We start from the raw sequence: 17,589 nt of genomic DNA on the forward strand, positions 1-17,589 counted from the left end.
CCACCTGGCCCGTCTGAACAAGATCGAAGGTCAGAAACGCGGCATCTCCCACATGGTCACCGACGACCGCTACTGCATCGACGTCCTCACCCAGATCAGCGCAGCCGGCCGGGCCCTGCAGGAAGTCGCCCTCGGCCTCCTTGACGACCACGTACGCGGCTGCGTCACCAATGTCACCCGCATCGGCCCCACCAGGCCGAGGAGAAGTACGCCGAACTCACCGACACCCTGCGCCGCGCACTGCGTCTGTAGCCGCCGCCGCGGTGGTCTTTCGCACTGGCCGCTCCTGCCCCCTACCCTGCGGCGGTCAGCCGTTTCCCCCGAGCACGGGCGGAACCCATGACGACAGCCGGCCACCGGCCAGGCGGCGCTCGCGGCGCCTGGCCGGTGGAGATGACGGACGGCTTGATGTCCCGACGGATCAGGCCCGCCCTGTGCGCGGCGCCCAGGGCGTCGGCGACGCAGGCCACCGTGTTCAGGGCCTTCGGCACAGGGGCGCGCTGGCCGGTGCGCCTCGACCGCGACGCCTGCCGCCTCAAGGTGCGGTTCTCCGTGGGCGGGATGTCATCGGCTGTGCCGGCATCGTGGCCGGGAGGTTTGCCCTGATCGGCTGGGGACAGATCAGTCACGGGGCGGTGCTGTCGGCGCTCTTGGCTGCTGTCCTGCCGGCGCTGGCCACGCGCGGACGCCGCCCCGTAGTTATCGCCGCCGACGCGCTGGCCGCCGGGGCCGGGCCCGTGGCTTGGAACGCGATTCTGCGAGCCGTTCATGGGGATCAGTTCTTCACCGACGCTCCGCTGGCGGCTTTCCCGTCAGCTGGCAGGACACCGGCCCCGGGATTCTCGCCCTCGCCGCTCTCGCCCTGGGATGAGGGCCTTCAGTCGCCGAACCTACTCGGCGCACGGTGCTGCACGCGTTCCTCGCAGGCCTGGCCGCCCTCCTGGTCGACACCTACCTGTACTGAGGCGCGCTCGGCGAATGGATCACGTCGCTGGGCTGAACGAGCGAATGCCGAACGGTACGAAGGCGGCGAAGCGCCGCCGGCCCGCAGCGCGCCCCGGCGTCTCAGCGGTCGCGCGGTCTCCGTGACGCGCCACCGGCAGGCGAGGCATCGCGTCATGCCGTGATCGTACGTAATGAATCCATTACGGTGTGTGCGTGATGCGTACGATGGCCGGCAGCCGCACCCAGCGTCGGCCCGCGCCATCCGTGCTGTTCATCGGACTGATCCTCCTGGTGGCGTCCCACTTGCTGGGCGCCCTGCACGGGCCGGGCTTCGTCGGCCTTTACCAACCGCTCACCGTCGTGGGAGTGGAACAGTCGGTCGCCGTGGCAGAAGCGGCGGCCTTGGGGTCCGACCACGGACACGGACACGGTCACGAACACGAACACGAGGACACCGTCGCGCACGCGGTGGACCGCGTCCGGGATCAAGCCGACCAGCCGGTCGACGCCTTGCAGATCGTCGAGCTCGTTGCGAGCCTGCCCGTGGTACGTGCGTCTTCTGGCCGTGACCACTCAAGGGATGGTGTTCCCGGACCACCGGGCGGCCGATCCGCCTGTGCACGGCACTGCGTCTGGCGGCAGTAGGCCCGACCCGCACGCCCTCACCGGGGCCCCGCCGCGACGGCGGCGGCCCACGGTCCGGCGTGCCCGCGCGCCCCTGCACCGCCCAGTACCGCGCCCGCCCGACATGCGGGCGTGAAGGAGCCGTACGTTCATGCACCCCTTGCTGCTCGAATCCCTCATGCCCGTCGGGGCCGACAACCCCGTTCCCCCGATCGCCCGCCGCCCGGCCCACCTGGTGGGCAACACCCCGCTCCTGTGGATCGACGAGCCGTTCGCCCCGCCGGGCCGCGGCTTCCACGCCAAGCTGGAAGGCGCCAACCCGGGCGGTATCAAGGACCGTCCCGGCCTGCACATGATCCGCGAGGCGCGGCGCCGCGGCGACCTCGCGCCCGGTGCGCCCATCGTCGAGTCCTCCAGCGGCACCCTCGGCCTGGGACTCGCCCTGGCCGGGCTGACGTACGGCCATCCGGTCACCGTCGTCACCGACCCGGGCCTGGAGCCGTCGATGGCTCGGCTGCTCACCGCACGTGGCGCACGCGTCGACCAGGTCGCCGCACCGCATCCCGACGGCGGCTGGCAGCGGGCCCGCCGCGAGCGCGTCGCCGAGCTGCTGGCCGACACACCGGGTGCGTACTGTCCGGACCAGTACCACAACCCCGACAACACCGCCGCCTACCGGCCGCTGGCCGCCGAGCTCCTCGCCCAACTCGGCCGCGTCGACCTGCTGGTGGCGGCGGTGGGCACGGGTGGACACTCGGCCGGCATCACCGCGGGGCTGCGTGAGCGGTGTCCCGAGCTGAGGTTGATCGGGGTGGACGCGGTCGGCTCGACGATCTTCGGGCAGCCTGCCGGGCCGCGGCTGATGCGCGGTCTGGGGTCGAGCATCCACCCGTCGAACGTCGACTACCACGCCTTCACCGAGGTCCACTGGGTGGCCCCGGCCGAGGCGGTATGGGCCTGCCGCCGGCTCGCCCGCCGCCACTACGCGTCCGGAGGCTGGAGCGTCGGGGCGGTGGCGCTGGTGGCCGGGTGGGCGGCACGCACGTACCCCGCCGGCACGCGGATCGCCGCCGTGTTCCCGGACGGCCCGCACCGCTACCTGGAAACCGTCTACAACGACGCCTGGTGCCGCGAACACGGCCTCCTCGGCCAGAAACCTCCGCCGGCGCCCGGCGAGATCGCCGAGCCGGACGAGTGTGTGGTGACCTCCTGGACCCGGTGCGGCCGGGTGCGGGATCCGCTGGGGCGCGCGGCGGCGAAGGCGGGTGTGCGATGAGGCGGCTGCGGGCCCAGATGGCCTCCTTCGACCGTCCGGCCCGGCTGTTGATGGTGAACCAGTTCGCCATCAACCTCGGCTTCTACATGCTCATGCCCTACCTCGCCGATCACCTGTCCCACGGCCTCGGGCTCGCGGCCTGGGCGGTCGGCCTGGTGCTGGGCGTGCGCAACCTCTCCCAGCAGGGCATGTTCCTGGTCGGCGGCACGCTCGCCGACCGGTACGGCTGCAAGCCGCTGATCCTGGCCGGGTGCGCCCTGCGGACGGTCGCCTTCGTACTGCTCGCGGTGGCCGCCAGCCTGCCGGTGCTGATCGTCGCTTCGGCGCTGACGGGCCTGGCCGGCGCGCTGTTCAATCCCGCCGTACGCGCGTATCTCGCGGCGGAGGCCGGCGAGGAGCGGCGCGTCGAGGCGTTCGCCGCCTTCAACGTCTTCTACCAGGCGGGCATCCTCGTCGGCCCGCTCGCCGGACTCGCCCTGCTGACCTGGGACTTCGGCGTGGTGTGCGCGGTCGCCGCGCTCATCTTCGGCGCGCTGGCCGCCCTGCAGGCCCGCGCCCTGCCCGCCCGTCCACCGGCCGGCCGCAGTGCGGAGCCCGCCTGGCGGGCGGTGGCCGCCGACTGGCGCACCATCGCGGCCGACCGGCCGTTCCTTCTCTTCGCCGCCGCCATGGCGGGCTCGTACGTTCTGGCCTTCCAGGTCTACCTCGCCCTGCCGCTCCGCGCCCGCGAACTCTTCGGCGAGCGGGCCGGGGTGGCGACCGGCGCGGTCTTCGCCGTCTCGGCGCTGGCCGCGCTGTCGGGCCAGCTGAAGCTGACCGCGTGGGCGAAGCGGCACCTGTCCGGGCCGCGGGCGATCGTGTACGGGCTGGTGGTGATGGGGGCGGCCTTCCTGCCGCTGTTGCCCGCGTCGTACGACCCCGTCGTGGGGGCAGGGGCCCTGATGCTGTGCGCGGCGCTGCTGGCCTGGGGCGGGGCGCTGCTCTACCCGTTCGAGATGGACACCGTCGTACGGCTTTCCGGCGACCGGCTGGTCGCGACGTACTACGGCGCCTACCACACCGCCTCGGGCATCGCGATCTCGCTCGGGAACCTTGCCGTGGGGGCGTTGTTCGACACGGGCGTTCGGTGGCTGCCGTGGGCGGTGCTGGCCGCGACCGGGTTGGTGTGTGCGGGGTTCGTGGCGCGGTTGCACCGCGCCGGGTACCTGGTGCCGAAGCCGGTTGCGGTGCCGGGGTGATTGCCGCGTCCAACGGCTCGTTCGGCTGCCGACGCTCACCGGCGTCGGCAGCCGGCGATGTCAGTGCCGGGCCGACCTGTGGGGGCACCCGGTCAGCGACGAACGCTATGTGCTGATCGCCCGGGTCTGATCACGCGACCACTGAGGGGCCGCCGAGGGGCCGAAACGCCGCTCGACGGCCCTCCTCACCGGTGCGCGTGCAGCCCGTCGGGCAGGCGGTGATGACTGTGCCGCCAGCCGCTCCCTACGCGTACGGCATCCGCAAGATGCGGGTGGTCGGCGTGGAGGCCGCTGTGCTCGTGCTCGACGGGGGCCGGCTTCCGCGACGGCCACAGCCACACCGCCCCGAGCCCGGCCTTGAGGGCGATCACGCCCAGTGCCACCACCGCCGACTGCAGACCGGTGACCGCGCCCAGCCAGCCGGCCAGCGGATAGGTCAGCAGCCAGCAGCCGTGCGAGAGGGAGAACTGCGCCGCGAAGGCGGCGGGCCGTTCCTCGGGCGGGGCCGAGCGGCGGATCGGCCAGGCCGGCGTGAGCACCATCGAGCAGGCGGCACCGAAGGCCGCCCAGGTGAGAAGCAGTGCGGGCCAGCGCCAGGCCCCGCTGCCGGCTGCCGTGGTTCCGCCGAGTGCGGCAAAGACCAGCGGGAGCGACAGCGCGCCGCCCAGCATCACCGTGCGGTCGCAGACCCGGTCGAGCAGGCGGGGCAGCAGCAGGGCGACGACCATCGACCCCCCGCCGTAGGCACCGAGCGCCAGCGACAGGTCGGCCGCGCCGTGGGCCAGCTCGCCGCGGACGTACACGACGCTGTTGACGGTGACCATCGCACCCGCCGCCGCGACCGCGAGGTCGAGGGCGAGCAGGGCGCGCAGCTGCGGGACGGCGAGGAAGAGGCGGGCGCCCGCGGTGGCCTTGGCATACGCGCTGCCGCCGCGCGGTTCGGCGGCGACCCGCTTCGGCAGGATCGCCGAGACCACCAAGGCCGCCGAGGCCAGGAAGCCCGCCACCGTGCCCATGAACAGCCAGTTGTAGGTCATCAGCGACAGCAGCGCGGCGGCGAGGGCCGGGCTGAACAGGCTCTCCAGGTCGTAGGCGAGGCGGGACAGCGACAGCGCCCGCGTGTAGTCGCGCTCGGCAGGCAGCACATCGGGAATGACCGCTTGGAAGGTCGGTGTGAACGCGGCCGACGCCGACTGGAGCAGGAAGATCAGGACGTACACCTGCCACACCTGGTCCACGAACGGCAGCATCAGCGCCACCGCGGCCCGGACCAGGTCGGAGCCCACCATCAGTGCCCGGCGCGGCAGCCGGGCGGCGACCGCGCCGATGGCCGGGGCGATCGCCACGTACGCCACCATCTTGATCGCCAGTGCGGTGCCGAGGACCGAGCCGGCGTCGGCACCGGCGATGTCGTACGCCAGCAGGCCGAGCGCGACCGTGGCCAGGCCGGTGCCGACCAGGGCGATGGCCTGGGCGGTGAAGAGGTGCCGGTAGGTGCGGTTGCGCAGGACGGAGAGCATGCGGCAATCCCTCGGCAGGTCGGAGTCGGGGGCGACCGCCCCTCACCGTATCAATATGTGCACATCTGTGCACATATTGATACGGGATGAAGCCGCGGGCGGCGACTCTGGCTCGTTCCGGCCTCTACGCTGAGTGCATGCCTACTCGCGAGTCCATGCCAACTGCACCCGGTGCGCATCTGCGTCCCCCGGACCGCGCGCGCCTCGCGGAGGCGACCGAGGTGTTCGCGATGCTGTCCGACGTGACTCGGCTGCACCTGCTCTGGCTGCTCGCGCACGGGGAGTCGGACGTCGGCTCACTGGCCGAGCGATGTGATGCGTCCAGGACGGCGGTGAGCCAGCATCTGGCGAAGCTGCGGCTCGCGGGGCTGGTGGAGACGCGGCGTGAGGGGCGGCACGTCTACTACAGCCTGCGGGATGGGCATCTGCGGCGGCTGGTGAGGGAGGCCCTCAGCCACGCCGACCACCGGGTGAGCGGACAGGCCCCGCACGACTGACCTGCCAGGGCACCCGGGATGTCGAGGCAGGCCCTCTTCACTCACAGGCCGGCGCGCGGTCCTTGGCCTGAGGGTGGTTCCCACCGCGGCGCGGCGGGGGAGCCGGTCGATCTCCTTGTGGTGTGCCCTGTCCCGGCACGAGCCCGGTTGCTTGACAGAGGCCGCCGTGCCGGAGGCTCGGCACTGTTCGATGATCTCGGTGGCCCACGAAAGGCCCATGGGATGAGCCCCGGGGTCGGACTCTCCGCCGACGACCACCCAGTCGATGCCGGACACGTCCAGACCGGAAAGCGGACCGAGCAACGGCTCGCAGGACAGGAGCCGAGTCGCTCGATTCACCGTTCGGCGGCATGTTCCTGCTGATGGCCTCTCTGTGCTTCACGGAGGAGGCCGCGCTGCCGGCCCGCGATGGCCGCCTGGCTGACGCGGTTGCTTATCGCCGGTTCACGGCCGGCGCTGCCTCGGAGGTGGGGGCGTCGCGCAGGCCGAGCCGCAGATGCTCCACATGGAAGAGGGCTTGCTCCAGGAGCTCGGCGACATGGTTGTCGTGCAGTGAGTAGACGATGGAGCGACCGTGACGCTCGCCGGAGACCAGCCCCAGGTTGCGCAGCAGGCGCAGCTGGTGGGAGCAGGCGGAGGCTTCCATGCCGACGGAGTCGGCGAGGTCGCCGACCGAGCAGGGGCCTTCCTGGAGCCGGGCCAGGATGTACAGGCGTGAGGGGGTGGCCAGGGCCTGGAGGGTCGCGGCGACGTCGGTCACCCCCGCCGCGTCCAGTCGCTCGCGCGGGGTGACGTTGTTCCTGTCGTCGGCTCCGTGACCCATGGCGCCCATCCTAGCGGTGACACTTGAAAGCCTGTTCAGATATTCCTGTACGGTGGAGGTCGGTTCCCCCGCCCACCCGGAAGGTTTTTTGTCATGCCCTCTGTCCTGGACCAGCGGCCCGCGCCGGCCGCCGCCGGGCCGCGTCCCGCCCCGCCGCGGCGCCGCACGCGCGTCCTGGCGCTGCCGGAGGCCCGGTGGGCGCTGGCTGCGCTGGTGTTGTTCCTGCTCGCCCTGCCGTTGTACCTGCTGGGTGCCCCGGGGTGGCTGTGGGGATCGCTGTTCGCCGCCACCTACGTCGCCGGCGGCTGGGAGCCGGGCTGGGAGGGCTTGAAGGCCCTGAAGGACAAGACGCTGGACGTGGACCTGCTGATGGTCGTCGCGGCGCTCGGTGCCGCCGCGATCGGCCAGGTCCTGGACGGTGCACTGCTGATCGTCATCTTCGCCACCTCCGGCGCCCTGGAGGCGGTCGCGACCGCCCGCACCGCGGACTCCGTGCGCGGCCTGCTCGACCTCGCCCCCTCCACCGCGACGAGGCTCCTGCCCGACGGCACGGAAGAGAGTGTCGACGCCGCACGGCTGGCGGTCGGGGACACGATCCTGGTGAGGCCCGGTGAGCTGGTCGGTGCCGACGGGAGGGTCCTCGACGGAGCCAGCGATGTCGACCAGGCCAGCATCACCGGCGAGCCGCTGCCGGTGGCGAAGCAGTCTGGGGACGAGGTGTTCGCCGGCACCGTCAACGGCACCGGTGCCCTGCGCGTGTGTGTCGTGCGTGACCCGGCGGACTCGGTGATCGCCCGGATCGTGAAGATGGTCGAGGAAGCCTCCGAGACCAAGGCCCCCACGCAGCTGTTCATCGAGAAGATCGAGCAGCGTTATTCGATCGGCATGGTCCTCGCGACCCTGGCCGTCTTCGCCGTCCCGCTCGCCTTCGGCGACGAGTTGCAGTCGGCTCTGCTACGGGCGATGACATTCATGATCGTCGCCTCGCCCTGTGCGGTGGTGCTCTCCACGATGCCGCCGCTGCTGTCCGCGATCGCCAACGCCGGACGTCACGGTGTGCTCGTCAAGTCCGCCGTCGTGATGGAACGCCTCGGGCGGATCGACGCCGTCGCGCTCGACAAGACCGGCACCCTGACCGAGGGCACCCCACGCGTCACCGACATCCGCCCGCTGCCCGGCAGCGCCCTGACCGAGGACGAGTTGCTCGCCCTCGCCGCCTCGGCCGAGCACCCCAGCGAGCACCCGCTGGCACGCGCCGTCGTCGACGCCGCCCGCGAACGCGGTCTGGTTCTTGCCGACGCGAGCGAGTTCGCCTCCGCCCCCGGTCAGGGCGTCATCGCCACCATCGCCGGCCACACCGTCCAGGTCGGCTCCCCCGCCCGGCTGCTGCCCGCCGGAGCCGACCCGGCCCACCAGAAGGTGGTGCGGGAGCTGGAGGATGCCGGGCGTACCGCGGTGGCGGTGCTGCGCGACGGCGCACCGGTGGGGGTGCTGGGGATCGCCGACCGGCTGAGGCCGGACGCCGCCGCCACCGTCGCCGCATTCACCCGCCTGACCGGCCGCACCCCGGTGCTGCTGACCGGCGACAACGAGCGTGCCGCGCGACACCTGGCCGCCGAGGTCGGCATCACCGACGTCCGCGCCGGGCTGCTGCCGCAGGACAAGGTCACCGCTGTGCGGGAATGGGAGGAGCAGGGCCGCAAGGTGCTCGTCGTCGGCGACGGCGTCAACGACGCACCCGCGCTCGCCGCCGCCCATTCCGGGATCGCTATGGGCAAGGCCGGCTCCGACCTCGCCCTGGAGACCGCCGACGCCGTCGTGGTCCGCGACGAGCTGGCCACCATTCCCACCGTCGTGAACCTCTCGCGCACCGCCCGCCGCCTGGTCATCCAGAACCTGGCCATCGCCGGGGTGTTCATCACCGCCCTGGTCGCCTGGGACCTGATCGGCACCCTCCCGCTTCCCCTCGGCGTCGCCGGACACGAGGGCTCCACCGTCATCGTCGGCCTCAACGGCCTGCGCCTGCTGCGCGAGGCCGCCTGGACCAACCCTGCCAAGGACACCGCGTGAGCAAACGCACCCGCCGTGTCGCCCCCGTCGCGGGGGCGACACGGCCCACCCTCACCGTCTGCCGCGGCTGCTGCTGCGGCACCCCCAGGATCCCCGGCCTCGACCACACAGCCCAACTGCGCGATCTGCGCCAGGCCGTGGACGGCGCCGCGACCGTACGGGTCACCGACTGCCTCGGCACGTGCGAACACGCCAACGTCATCGTCGTCCAGCCCTCCGCCGACGGCCGCGAACACGGCGGTGCTCCCGTCTGGCTCGGCCTGGTCAACGACCCCGACGCCCTCACCGACATCACCACCTGGGTCACCGACGGCGGCCCCGGCCTCGCCGACCCGCCCGGCATCCTCGACCTCTACGCCTTCCAGCCCTCACGCCGCGTCCGCGCCGAACTCCACGACTGACCGGCCTCCCGGGCCGGGCGCCCTCGCATACGGCTGCACACCAGCAGGCCCTCGCCCCCAGTGCGCCACGATCGGTACACGTTCCCGGGCCTCGAGCAGAGCGGCGTGCGCCGCGGCGAACGTGTCTGCCCGCGCCCGTCGGCGAGCACACCGCATGCCCGCGGACGTCTGACCCGGCACCGGCGCCCCCGCACCCCGACACAACCTCGGACGATCATCCCTCAGACGCGCCAAGGCCCTCGACCGTGTGGGAGGCGGGGGAGTCCGTGGTGACGACGTTGGCACGATGGCTCGGGCACTCCTCGCCGGCTGTCACGCTCGGTCACTACGCTCACTTCATGCCGGAGGCAGGGAGTAAGGGGCGCACCGTGATCGACGGACTGCTCGGGGAGCCGGGAGATCAGTGCGCCGGTCGAAACTCCCCAGAATCTCCCCAGGGCTGATCGTGGCCGACCCCCCGGAACACGGGGATCTTGGAGAGGTCATGGAATGCAAGGCCAAGGGATCGCGTAGCCTGGCGAAATGCTGACTGAGGTCACCGCAACCCGTTACATCACACCCCTGCGCGAGGGCGGCTCGCTGCCGGGACTGATCGAGGCCGACGACCTCCGCACCTACGTCCTCAAATTCACCGGTGCGGGTCAGGGCCGCAAGACCCTGGTCGCCGAGGTCGTCTGCGGGGAACTCGCCCGTCGGCTGGGGTTCCGGGTGCCGCGCCTGGTGACGGTCGAACTCGATCCGGTGCTGGGGCTGGGTGAGCCCGACGAACAGGTTCAGGAACTCCTCAAGGCCAGCGGCGGCGCCAATCTGGGTGTGGACTTCCTCTCCGGCGCGCTCGGCTTCGACCCGCTTGCCTTCGAGGTGAGCCCCGAAGAGGCCGGGCGGGTCGTCTGGTTCGACGCGCTGGTGAACAACGTCGACCGGTCCTGGCGCAACCCCAACCTGCTGCGCCGGCACGGCGAGCTCTGGCTGATCGACCACGGCGCCACCATGATCTGGCACCACAACTGGCCCGGCGTCGAAGCGTCCGCCGCCCGCCCCTACGACGCTTCCGACCACGCCCTGAAGACCTCCGCGCCGGACGTGGCCGCCGCGGCGGCGGACCTCGCGCCCCGCGTCACCGAGGACCTGCTCGTCGAGGTCACCGCGCAGATCCCCGACGTATGGCTGGCGGACGAGCCGGGATTCGACACCCCGGACGAGCTCCGGCGGGCCTACGCACGGCCCCTGCTCGCCCGCGCGGCCACCGTCCATCAGCGCGTCCACGGCCTCGGGGAGAACGAGTGAGCGACCGGCACGTCTTCGAATACGCGCTGCTGCGGGTCGTACCGCGCGTCGAGCGCGGCGAGTGCGTCAACGCGGGAGTACTCGTGTACTGCCGCCACGAGGCGTTCGTCGGGGCCCGCACCCACCTCGACGCGTCCCGGCTGCTGGCCCTCGACCCGCACGTGGACCTGGCCGGTGTACGGGCCGCGCTGCGTGCCGTCGAGGGGGTGTGCGCCGGCGGGAAGGCGGCGGGCCAGGCCGCCCGGGACGACGCCGGGCGGCGCTTCCGCTGGCTGATCGCCCCCCGCTCCACCATCGTCCAGCCCGGACCCGTGCACACCGGGCTCACCGCCGATCCGGCGGCCGAGGTGGAGCGGTTGCTCGACCTGCTCGTGCGCTGAACCGGCGGACCCCCGTGGTGGGTGTCGGCCCGGGGGTCAGCGTCGACGGCGCCTCACCACGTCAGCCGGCCGCGGCGGCGGCACCCGCCGCGAACGCCAGACCGATTCCGGTGTCCCAGTCGCTCGGCCCGGTGGCCGATGAGCCGCCCAGCCCGCCCTCCACGCCCCGCGTGGGCGCGACCGAGGCGGGCGCGGTGGGGGGCGGGGGCGTCGTCGCGGGTGCCGTGGGCGTCACGGGGCGGGTGGGGGCTGCGACGGGAGCTGCGGTGGTGGGCTCGGGCCGGGGAGAGCTGGTGGAGGAAGTGACGGGGTCGCCCCGGCGGGGAAGCGCCTCGCAGGCGATGTCGTCGTCCGGGCCCTGGTCCTCGTCGAGTCCGTTGGGATCGCTCCGGTCCAGGTTGAACAGGGCCTGCGCCTCCTCCTGGTAGGTGAAGTCCCGGCAGTCCAGATCCTGTGCGTGAGCGGTGTGGGCCGGCGGCACGGTCGCGGCGAGCGCGATCAGTATGCCGAGGGCACCGGTGCGACGGCGCATGGAGCGCCTCCTTTCCGGCCGCGAGTGGCTGCTCCGACCGTGAGTGGCTCGCGCCTCGACGCTAGGGCCTGTCCGGCGGATCATCCCGCAGACGCGGGGCTGGTGCGCTCCTCTGCGGCGTTGTCGGCGGTTGCCGAGGTTCCGCGTCGACGCCCTCCTCCGCCTTGCAGCCGGACGCACCAGCCCCCGCTCACCTGCGCTGATGGGCGCCGCCGAGGTCCTGCGACCCGATCCGTCGGACAAGCCCTGAGGGCGTCCCGCACCGGGGCGCGCAGCCATGGGCCGATCGGGTGTCGCGTGCGTGGCCGCGGGGCCGATCAGGGCGGGACGCCCCCGACCGGGGTGCGGTCCGCTCGAAGGCGGCGGTCCGGGGAATGGATCACACAGCAGGGTGTGCCGTTGACACCGGGTGCCAGGGCTTCTAGCGTCACGTCTGCTGAAGGTACTAAGCGGTCGCTCATCTACTGGGCGGGCCGCAAAAGCCGCATCCCAAGGGCGAGGAGAAGCAGCAATGTCCACCACTGAGCAGCAGCGGGTCGCGGTCGTCACCGGTGCCGCGCGCGGTATCGGCGCCGCCACCGCCGTACGGCTGGCCGCCGAGGGCCACGCGGTCGCCGTGATCGACCTCGATGAGGGCGCGTGCAAGGACACCGTCGAGAAGATCACCGCCGCCGGTGGCAAGGCTCTCGCGGTCGGCTGCGACGTCTCGGACGAGGCGCAGGTCGAGGCCGCCGTCGCGCGCATCGCCGGGGAACTCGGCGCGCCGACCATCCTGGTCAACAACGCGGGTGTGCTGCGCGACAACCTGCTGTTCAAGATGAGCGTCGCCGACTGGGACACCGTCATGAACGTGCACCTGCGGGGCGCCTTCCTGATGTCGAAGGCCTGCCAGAAGCACATGGTGGACGCCGGCTTCGGCCGCATCGTCAACCTGTCCTCCTCCTCCGCGCTCGGCAACCGCGGCCAGGTCAACTACTCCGCCGCCAAGGCGGGTCTGCAGGGATTCACCAAGACCCTCGCCAAGGAACTCGGCAAGTTCGGTGTCACGGCCAACGCCGTCGCCCCCGGCTTCATCGCCACTGAGATGACCAAGGCCACCGCCGACCGCGTCGGCATGGGCTTCGACGACTTCAAGGCCGCCGCCGCCACCCAGATCCCGGTCGCCCGCGTCGGTGAGCCGGAGGACATCGCCAACGCCATCGCCTTCTTCACCGGCGAGGCCGCCGGATTCGTCTCGGGCCAGGTGCTGTACGTGGCCGGCGGACCGCTCGACTAGGGAATACGGAACATGACTTCAGTGGAACTCTCGGGCAAGGTCGCCCTGGTCACCGGCGCCAGCCGCGGCATCGGTCACGGCGTCGCCGAGGCGCTGGTCGCGCGCGGCGACCGCGTCTGCATCACCGGCCGCAACGAGGACAACCTCAAGGAGGCCGTCGAGCAGCTCGGCGCCGACCGGGTCATCGGCGTGGCCGGCAAGGCGCACGACGAGGCGCACCAGGCCACCGCCGTCGAGCGGACGATGGAGGCCTTCGGCCGGATCGACTACCTCGTCAACAACGCGGGCACCAACCCGGTGTTCGGGCCGATCGCCGACCTCGACCTGAACGTGGCGCGCAAGGTCTTCGAGACCAACGTGATCTCGGCGCTCGGCTTCGCCCAGCGCACCTGGCACGCCTGGCAGAAGGACCACGGCGGAGCGATCGTCAACATCGCCTCCATCGCGGGCATCGCGCCCTCGCCCTTCATCGCCGCGTACGGCGTCAGCAAGGCGGCACTGATCAACCTGACCGCGCAGCTGGCCCACGAGTTCGCGCCCGGGGTACGGGTCAACGCGATCGCCCCGGCCGTGGTGAAGACCAAGTTCGCCCAGGCGCTATACGAGGGCAGGGAGGAGGAGGCCGCCGCGGCCTACCCGCTGGGCAGGCTCGGCGTGCCCTCCGACATCGGCGGCGCCGCCGCGTTCCTCACCTCGGACCAGGCGGACTGGGTCACCGGCCAGACCCTGGTGGTCGACGGCGGCATCTTCCTGAACGCCGGCGTGGGCTGAGACCGGCATCGGCGAAAGCTGAGTCGACGAGGCTGAGCCACAAGGATTCCGGTACGGGCGTTCGTTGACGAAACGGCGCCCGCTCCGGCGTTTTCGAAGACGTATGGACCGATGACAACGTAGTCAACGCAGAGTGACAACATCGTCTACAACGAGTTGATCTCAACGAGAGTACGAGGGAGGGCCACAGAGCGAGATACCGCGGTATCGTCTGCCGACTCTTGGGACGGCAGATCGAGGAGTGTGCGCGTGTTCAAGCGGAATCGATGCCTGCGAGGGGTGGCGGCCATCGCGTCCATCGCGTCGATATCGTCCTTGGCCGGATGCGGTGTGCTGGCGTCCGACACCCCGGACGACCAAGGGCCGATCATCATGGGGACCACCAGCCCGCCCAGCACACTGGACCCGGCAGCCTCCTGGGACAGCTCCTGGGAACTGTTCCGCAACATCTACCAGACGCTGCTGAGCTACCCGATCGGTGCGAGCACGCCCCAGCCGGACGCCGCCGAGAGCTGCGAATTCTCCGACAGTTCCCACCAGGTGTTCCGCTGCGAACTGCGGGAGGGCCTGAAGTTCTCCGACGGCAGTGCCCTCGACGCCAAGGCGGTCAAGTACTCCATCGACCGGATTCGCAAGATCAACGTCAACGGCGGCCCGGCCGGGCTGCTGGGCAGCCTCGAGCGGGTGCAGGCACCGAGCGACCGTGAGGTGGTCTTCCACCTCAACAAGCCCGATTCGACGTTCCCGTTCGTGCTCGCCACGCCGGCCATGTCGATCGTCGCCCCGGACGCCTACCCGGCCGACGCCCTGCGCGAGCAGTCCGGCATCGTCGGCTCGGGGCCGTACACCCTCCAGTCGTACGACGAGGGCAAGGAGGCCCGACTCGTCCGCAACGACCGCTACGAGGGTTTCGCCGACCGCAAGAACAGTGCCGTGACGATCCGCTATTTCCAGGACTCCGTCAACATGGTCAAGTCGCTGCGCGACGGGCAGATCGACCTGGCCTACCGCGGTCTCGCCGCGGACGACATCGTCGAACTCCAGGGTCAGGCCTCCAAGAAGGAGGAGCTCCAACTGGTGGAAGGCACCGGGACCAGTATCAGCTACCTGGTGTTCAACCCGAAGGACCCGTGGGCCGGCAAGAAACCGGTGCGCCAGGCGATCGCCCAGATCGTCGACCGCGCGGCGATCGCGCACATGATCTACAAGGACACCGTCGACCCGCTGTACTCGATGGTCCCCAAGGGACTCACCGGCCACACCACCGGTTTCTTCGACGACTACGGCGAGCCCAGTGTCGACAAGGCCCGGAAGATCCTCACCGAGGCGGGCATCAAGGAGCCGGTGCCGCTCACCTTCTGGTACACCACGGACCGCTACGGCTCCGAGACCAAGCTGGAGTTCAAGGAGCTGGAGCGCCAGCTGGAGGCCTCCGGGCTGTTCGAGATCACCCTCAAGAGCCGTCCCTGGAAGACGTACGTCACGGGCTATCAGAAGGGCGAGTATCCGGTGTTCGGGCGCGGCTGGTCCCCCGACTTCCCGGACGCCGACAACTTCATCGCCCCGTTCGTCGGCAAGCAGAACGCGCTCGGCACACCCTACGAGGCGAGTGAGATCAGCAATGTGCTGCTGCCGCGGTCCCGCCGGGAGAGCGACCGCGGCAACATCGTGAAGGACTTCGAGGCGGCCCAGGAGATCCTCCTGGACGACGCCCGGCTGCTGCCCCTGTGGCAGGGCCGGCAGTACGTGGCGGCGAGCCGCGACATCTCGGGCGCCGAGCGGGCGCTGGACCCGGCGACGATCATTATGATGTGGCAACTCTCCCGCAAGACCAGCTGGTAGGAACCGTCGGCGGCGGCCCTCGCGGGACTGGACCGGGGCCGGTTCGGGAGGGCGGTTGTCAGTGGTCGCCTGTAGGTTCTGGAGCCTGGAAGTGACCACAATCGTGAGGACGTCGACGTGACCGACATCGCCATGCTGCCCGAGTCCTGGCGCGGGGTTCTGGGTGACGAACTGCAGCAGCCCTACTTCAAGGAGCTGACCGAGTTCGTGGAGGAGGAGCGGGCGAAGGGTCCCGTCCACCCGCCTCGCGAGGAGGTCTTCGCGGCACTGGACGCGACGCCGTACGACAAGGTGAAGGTCCTGATCCTCGGGCAGGACCCTTACCACGGCGAGGGCCAGGGACACGGTCTGTGCTTCTCGGTGCGGCCCGGGGTGCGGATCCCGCCGTCGCTGCGGAACATCTACAAGGAGATGCACGCCGACCTGGGCACGCCCATCCCGGACAACGGCTATCTGATGCCCTGGGCCGAACAGGGCGTGCTGCTGCTCAACGCGGTGCTCACGGTGCGCGGCGGCGAAGCCAACTCGCACAAGGGGCGGGGCTGGGAGCGGTTCACCGACGCGGTCATCCGCGCGGTGGCCGACCGGCCCGATCCGGCGGTCTTCGTGCTGTGGGGCAACTACGCGCAGAAGAAGCTGCCGCTGATCGACGAGAGCCGGCATGTGGTGGTCAAGGGGGCGCACCCGTCGCCGCTGTCGGCGAAGAAGTTCTTCGGATCTCGTCCGTTCACGCAGATCAACGAGGCGGTGGCCGCGCAGGGCCACGAGCCGATCGACTGGACCATCCCGAACCTGGGCTGACGTCCTCCTCCTCCTCCTCCTCCTCCTCCGCCGCCGCCTCCGCCGCCTCCGCCGCCGCCGGCCCGACGCCCTTCGGCTGCGGTGCCGCACCCGGTGCCGGGGTGCGGCACGAGGTGTCTCGGGGCGTCGCGGAGCGGCTTGATCTGGATTGTCCCTGCCTCCCGTAGCGTCGTGAGGGACAGCCGGTGAGCGGTGCGGAGGGTGTGGTGGCGGAGCGACAGGGGCAGGCGGCGCCGGACGCGGTGCTGACGCGGATCGGGCAGGGCGTGATGCTGCACCACGCGGGGGACCGTGTGGAGGCCAGACACCGTTTCCTCGTTCTGTGGGCGGAGATCGGCGAGTACGGCGACCCCCTGCACCGTTGCACACTGGCCCACTACCTGGCCGACACCCAGGACGACCCCGGGGACGAGCTGGCCTGGGACCTACGGGCGTTGGCGGCGGCGGAAGAGGTCGCCGCCGAGGCCCACCCCGCCGGGTACGAGGGCGCCCCCGCCCTGCGGGCCCTCTATCCGTCCCTGCACCTGAACCTCGCCGCCGACTACGCCCGTCTCGCCCGCCCCGACGCCGCTCGCACCCACCTCAGCCGGGCCCGCGGAGCAGCCCGTACCCTCGCCGCCGACACCTACGGCGACAAGGTCCGGGCCGCCATCCGGAGCATGGAACTCCTCCTGGGCGAGGCGGATGCGGCAGGCGAGGAGGGGGAGACCGGGGGGTGGGGGCCGCCGAGGAGGCATCCCTAGGGCGTCCTGCGGTCCGGAGCCCCGTCGGCCGTATGCGGGGTCGACGAGCCGGTCAACGACCGTACACCTCCTCGCAGATGGCCGACTCCGGGCTGTCCGCCTGCCAACGGCCGTACTTCCTGCCCAGCGCGCAGACATCCGTCCGCTCCTGCACGTCGCGGCGCACCTTCTCCGAGCTCTCGGAGACCTCCGCGGCGGGCCCCCTGGGTGGCGCGGTCCTCCCGGCGGCCGGGCGGACGGAGGCGGTCCGCCGGTCGCGGTCGTCGGACGGTGCGGTCCGCTCCGGTGCGGATGCGGTGGGGGAGGCGCGGTGCGAGGGGGACGCGGGCGGCTCCGTGGGCCGGGACGGAGCGATCATCGCCAGGGCCTCGCGCGCCGGTGCCTGTACGACCTGTGTCCGTGCCCTGCCGTCCAGGTGTGGCGCCGACGGGTGGGACACGCCTGCCGGCGGGCCTGGCACAGGGGGACGCTGGACCGTCACACAGCCCGCGAGAGCCGAGACCGCCACGGTCACCAGAAGCGTTGCAGTGGTCGTCTTTCGATGCACTCGCGTCACTCTGCTG

Annotated in this window: 18 protein-coding genes and 1 pseudogene; 13 read left to right on the forward strand and 6 right to left on the reverse strand. The window is 71.5% G+C overall.

Annotated features, from left to right (window positions below):
• Positions 1–52 precede the first annotated feature (52 nt).
• On the forward strand, positions 53–343 hold the full coding sequence (locus tag WJ438_RS33740) for a metal-sensitive transcriptional regulator (RefSeq protein ID WP_406728559.1): 291 nt from the start codon (positions 53–55) through the stop codon (positions 341–343).
• Positions 344–1,116: 773 nt separating this feature from the next.
• Here the strand turns inward: WJ438_RS33740 and WJ438_RS33745 are convergent.
• Entirely contained in the window at positions 1,117–1,518 is a 402-nt protein-coding gene (locus tag WJ438_RS33745; protein ID WP_406728560.1) for a hypothetical protein, read from the reverse strand.
• 202 nt (positions 1,519–1,720) lie between these two features.
• Between WJ438_RS33745 and WJ438_RS33750 the strand changes: the two genes are divergently transcribed.
• Both WJ438_RS33750 and WJ438_RS33755 read left to right on the forward strand, forming a co-directional pair.
• A complete protein-coding gene (locus WJ438_RS33750; RefSeq protein WP_406728561.1) occupies positions 1,721–2,845 on the forward strand; it encodes a PLP-dependent cysteine synthase family protein in 1,125 nt (374 codons plus the stop codon).
• On the forward strand, positions 2,842–4,083 hold the full coding sequence (locus WJ438_RS33755) for an MFS transporter (RefSeq protein ID WP_406728562.1): 1,242 nt from the start codon (positions 2,842–2,844) through the stop codon (positions 4,081–4,083). Before WJ438_RS33750 ends, WJ438_RS33755 begins: the two co-directional genes overlap by 4 nt.
• Before the next feature lie 185 nt (positions 4,084–4,268).
• Here WJ438_RS33755 and WJ438_RS33760 read toward each other — a convergent pair whose 3' ends face one another.
• Positions 4,269–5,603 carry an MFS transporter gene (locus WJ438_RS33760; protein ID WP_406728563.1) on the reverse strand — a complete coding sequence of 445 codons (1,335 nt, stop codon included), beginning with the start codon at positions 5,601–5,603 and terminating at the stop codon, positions 4,269–4,271.
• 155 nt (positions 5,604–5,758) lie between these two features.
• On the opposite strand from WJ438_RS33760, the gene WJ438_RS33765 reads away from it, so the two are divergent.
• The gene (locus tag WJ438_RS33765; RefSeq protein ID WP_406729889.1) at positions 5,759–6,100 is read left to right on the forward strand and encodes an ArsR/SmtB family transcription factor; all 342 of its coding nucleotides are present in this window, start codon (positions 5,759–5,761) and stop codon (positions 6,098–6,100) included.
• Positions 6,101–6,235: 135 nt separating this feature from the next.
• On the opposite strand, the pseudogene WJ438_RS33770 reads toward WJ438_RS33765, so the two are convergent.
• Positions 6,236–6,439: pseudogene (locus WJ438_RS33770) on the reverse strand (DUF5131 family protein); the annotation flags it as partial.
• Positions 6,440–6,533: 94 nt separating this feature from the next.
• A complete protein-coding gene (locus WJ438_RS33775) occupies positions 6,534–6,923 on the reverse strand; it encodes an ArsR/SmtB family transcription factor (protein ID WP_406728564.1) in 390 nt (129 codons plus the stop codon).
• A gap of 93 nt (positions 6,924–7,016) precedes the next feature.
• On the opposite strand from WJ438_RS33775, the gene WJ438_RS33780 reads away from it, so the two are divergent.
• From WJ438_RS33780 to WJ438_RS33795, 4 genes are all read left to right on the forward strand, one after another.
• Positions 7,017–8,993, forward strand: coding sequence for a heavy metal translocating P-type ATPase (locus WJ438_RS33780; protein ID WP_406728565.1), 1,977 nt, complete (start codon positions 7,017–7,019; stop codon positions 8,991–8,993).
• Positions 8,990–9,394, forward strand: coding sequence for a (2Fe-2S) ferredoxin domain-containing protein (locus tag WJ438_RS33785; RefSeq protein WP_406728566.1), 405 nt, complete (start codon positions 8,990–8,992; stop codon positions 9,392–9,394). Before WJ438_RS33780 ends, WJ438_RS33785 begins: the two co-directional genes overlap by 4 nt.
• A 522-nt stretch (positions 9,395–9,916) precedes the next feature.
• On the forward strand, positions 9,917–10,681 hold the full coding sequence (locus tag WJ438_RS33790) for a HipA family kinase (protein WP_406728567.1): 765 nt from the start codon (positions 9,917–9,919) through the stop codon (positions 10,679–10,681).
• Positions 10,678–11,061: a DUF3037 domain-containing protein gene (locus WJ438_RS33795; RefSeq protein ID WP_406728568.1), complete on the forward strand. Its 384-nt coding sequence runs from the start codon at positions 10,678–10,680 to the stop codon at positions 11,059–11,061. Before WJ438_RS33790 ends, WJ438_RS33795 begins: the two co-directional genes overlap by 4 nt.
• A gap of 61 nt (positions 11,062–11,122) precedes the next feature.
• Here the strand turns inward: WJ438_RS33795 and WJ438_RS33800 are convergent, their stop codons facing one another.
• Positions 11,123–11,593 carry an excalibur calcium-binding protein gene (locus tag WJ438_RS33800; protein ID WP_406728569.1) on the reverse strand — a complete coding sequence of 157 codons (471 nt, stop codon included), beginning with the start codon at positions 11,591–11,593 and terminating at the stop codon, positions 11,123–11,125.
• Positions 11,594–12,104: 511 nt separating this feature from the next.
• Here WJ438_RS33800 and fabG point away from each other — a divergent pair.
• From fabG to WJ438_RS33825, 5 genes are all read left to right on the forward strand, one after another.
• Positions 12,105–12,869, forward strand: a complete 765-nt coding sequence (gene fabG, locus WJ438_RS33805) for a 3-oxoacyl-ACP reductase FabG (RefSeq protein ID WP_406728570.1) — start codon at positions 12,105–12,107, stop codon at positions 12,867–12,869.
• 12 nt (positions 12,870–12,881) lie between these two features.
• Complete coding sequence (locus WJ438_RS33810; protein ID WP_406728571.1) at positions 12,882–13,640, forward strand: SDR family oxidoreductase; 759 nt, start codon at positions 12,882–12,884, stop codon at positions 13,638–13,640.
• Positions 13,641–13,889: 249 nt separating this feature from the next.
• Positions 13,890–15,482: an ABC transporter substrate-binding protein gene (locus tag WJ438_RS33815; RefSeq protein ID WP_406728572.1), complete on the forward strand. Its 1,593-nt coding sequence runs from the start codon at positions 13,890–13,892 to the stop codon at positions 15,480–15,482.
• A gap of 117 nt (positions 15,483–15,599) precedes the next feature.
• Positions 15,600–16,283 (forward strand): uracil-DNA glycosylase, encoded by a 684-nt coding sequence (locus WJ438_RS33820; RefSeq protein ID WP_406728573.1) that lies wholly within the window; start codon positions 15,600–15,602, stop codon positions 16,281–16,283.
• 206 nt (positions 16,284–16,489) lie between these two features.
• Positions 16,490–17,026 carry a hypothetical protein gene (locus tag WJ438_RS33825; RefSeq protein ID WP_406729890.1) on the forward strand — a complete coding sequence of 179 codons (537 nt, stop codon included), beginning with the start codon at positions 16,490–16,492 and terminating at the stop codon, positions 17,024–17,026.
• A 52-nt stretch (positions 17,027–17,078) separates the two neighbouring features.
• On the opposite strand, the gene WJ438_RS33830 is transcribed toward WJ438_RS33825, so the two are convergent.
• Positions 17,079–17,465 carry a hypothetical protein gene (locus WJ438_RS33830; protein WP_406728574.1) on the reverse strand — a complete coding sequence of 129 codons (387 nt, stop codon included), beginning with the start codon at positions 17,463–17,465 and terminating at the stop codon, positions 17,079–17,081.
• Between the last annotated feature and the right edge of the window lie 124 nt (positions 17,466–17,589).

It is taken from the genome of Streptomyces sp. GD-15H (assembly GCF_045291515.1).
Taxonomy (GTDB): Bacteria; Actinomycetota; Actinomycetes; order Streptomycetales; family Streptomycetaceae; genus Streptomyces.

Excerpts from the sequence above, each read along its gene's own strand:
- WJ438_RS33740 (WP_406728559.1), top strand. The coding sequence starts at position 53 with ATGGTCACCGACGACCGCTACTGCATCGACGTCCTCACCCAGATCAGC.
- WJ438_RS33750 (WP_406728561.1), top strand. The coding sequence starts at position 1,721 with ATGCACCCCTTGCTGCTCGAATCCCTCATGCCCGTCGGGGCCGACAAC.
- WJ438_RS33755 (WP_406728562.1), top strand. The coding sequence starts at position 2,842 with ATGAGGCGGCTGCGGGCCCAGATGGCCTCCTTCGACCGTCCGGCCCGG.
- WJ438_RS33760 (WP_406728563.1), bottom strand. The coding sequence starts at position 5,603 with ATGCTCTCCGTCCTGCGCAACCGCACCTACCGGCACCTCTTCACCGCC.
- WJ438_RS33765 (WP_406729889.1), top strand. The coding sequence starts at position 5,759 with ATGCCAACTGCACCCGGTGCGCATCTGCGTCCCCCGGACCGCGCGCGC.
- WJ438_RS33775 (WP_406728564.1), bottom strand. The coding sequence starts at position 6,923 with ATGGGTCACGGAGCCGACGACAGGAACAACGTCACCCCGCGCGAGCGA.
- WJ438_RS33780 (WP_406728565.1), top strand. The coding sequence starts at position 7,017 with ATGCCCTCTGTCCTGGACCAGCGGCCCGCGCCGGCCGCCGCCGGGCCG.
- WJ438_RS33790 (WP_406728567.1), top strand. The coding sequence starts at position 9,917 with ATGCTGACTGAGGTCACCGCAACCCGTTACATCACACCCCTGCGCGAG.
- WJ438_RS33800 (WP_406728569.1), bottom strand. The coding sequence starts at position 11,593 with ATGCGCCGTCGCACCGGTGCCCTCGGCATACTGATCGCGCTCGCCGCG.
- fabG (WP_406728570.1), top strand. The coding sequence starts at position 12,105 with ATGTCCACCACTGAGCAGCAGCGGGTCGCGGTCGTCACCGGTGCCGCG.
- WJ438_RS33810 (WP_406728571.1), top strand. The coding sequence starts at position 12,882 with ATGACTTCAGTGGAACTCTCGGGCAAGGTCGCCCTGGTCACCGGCGCC.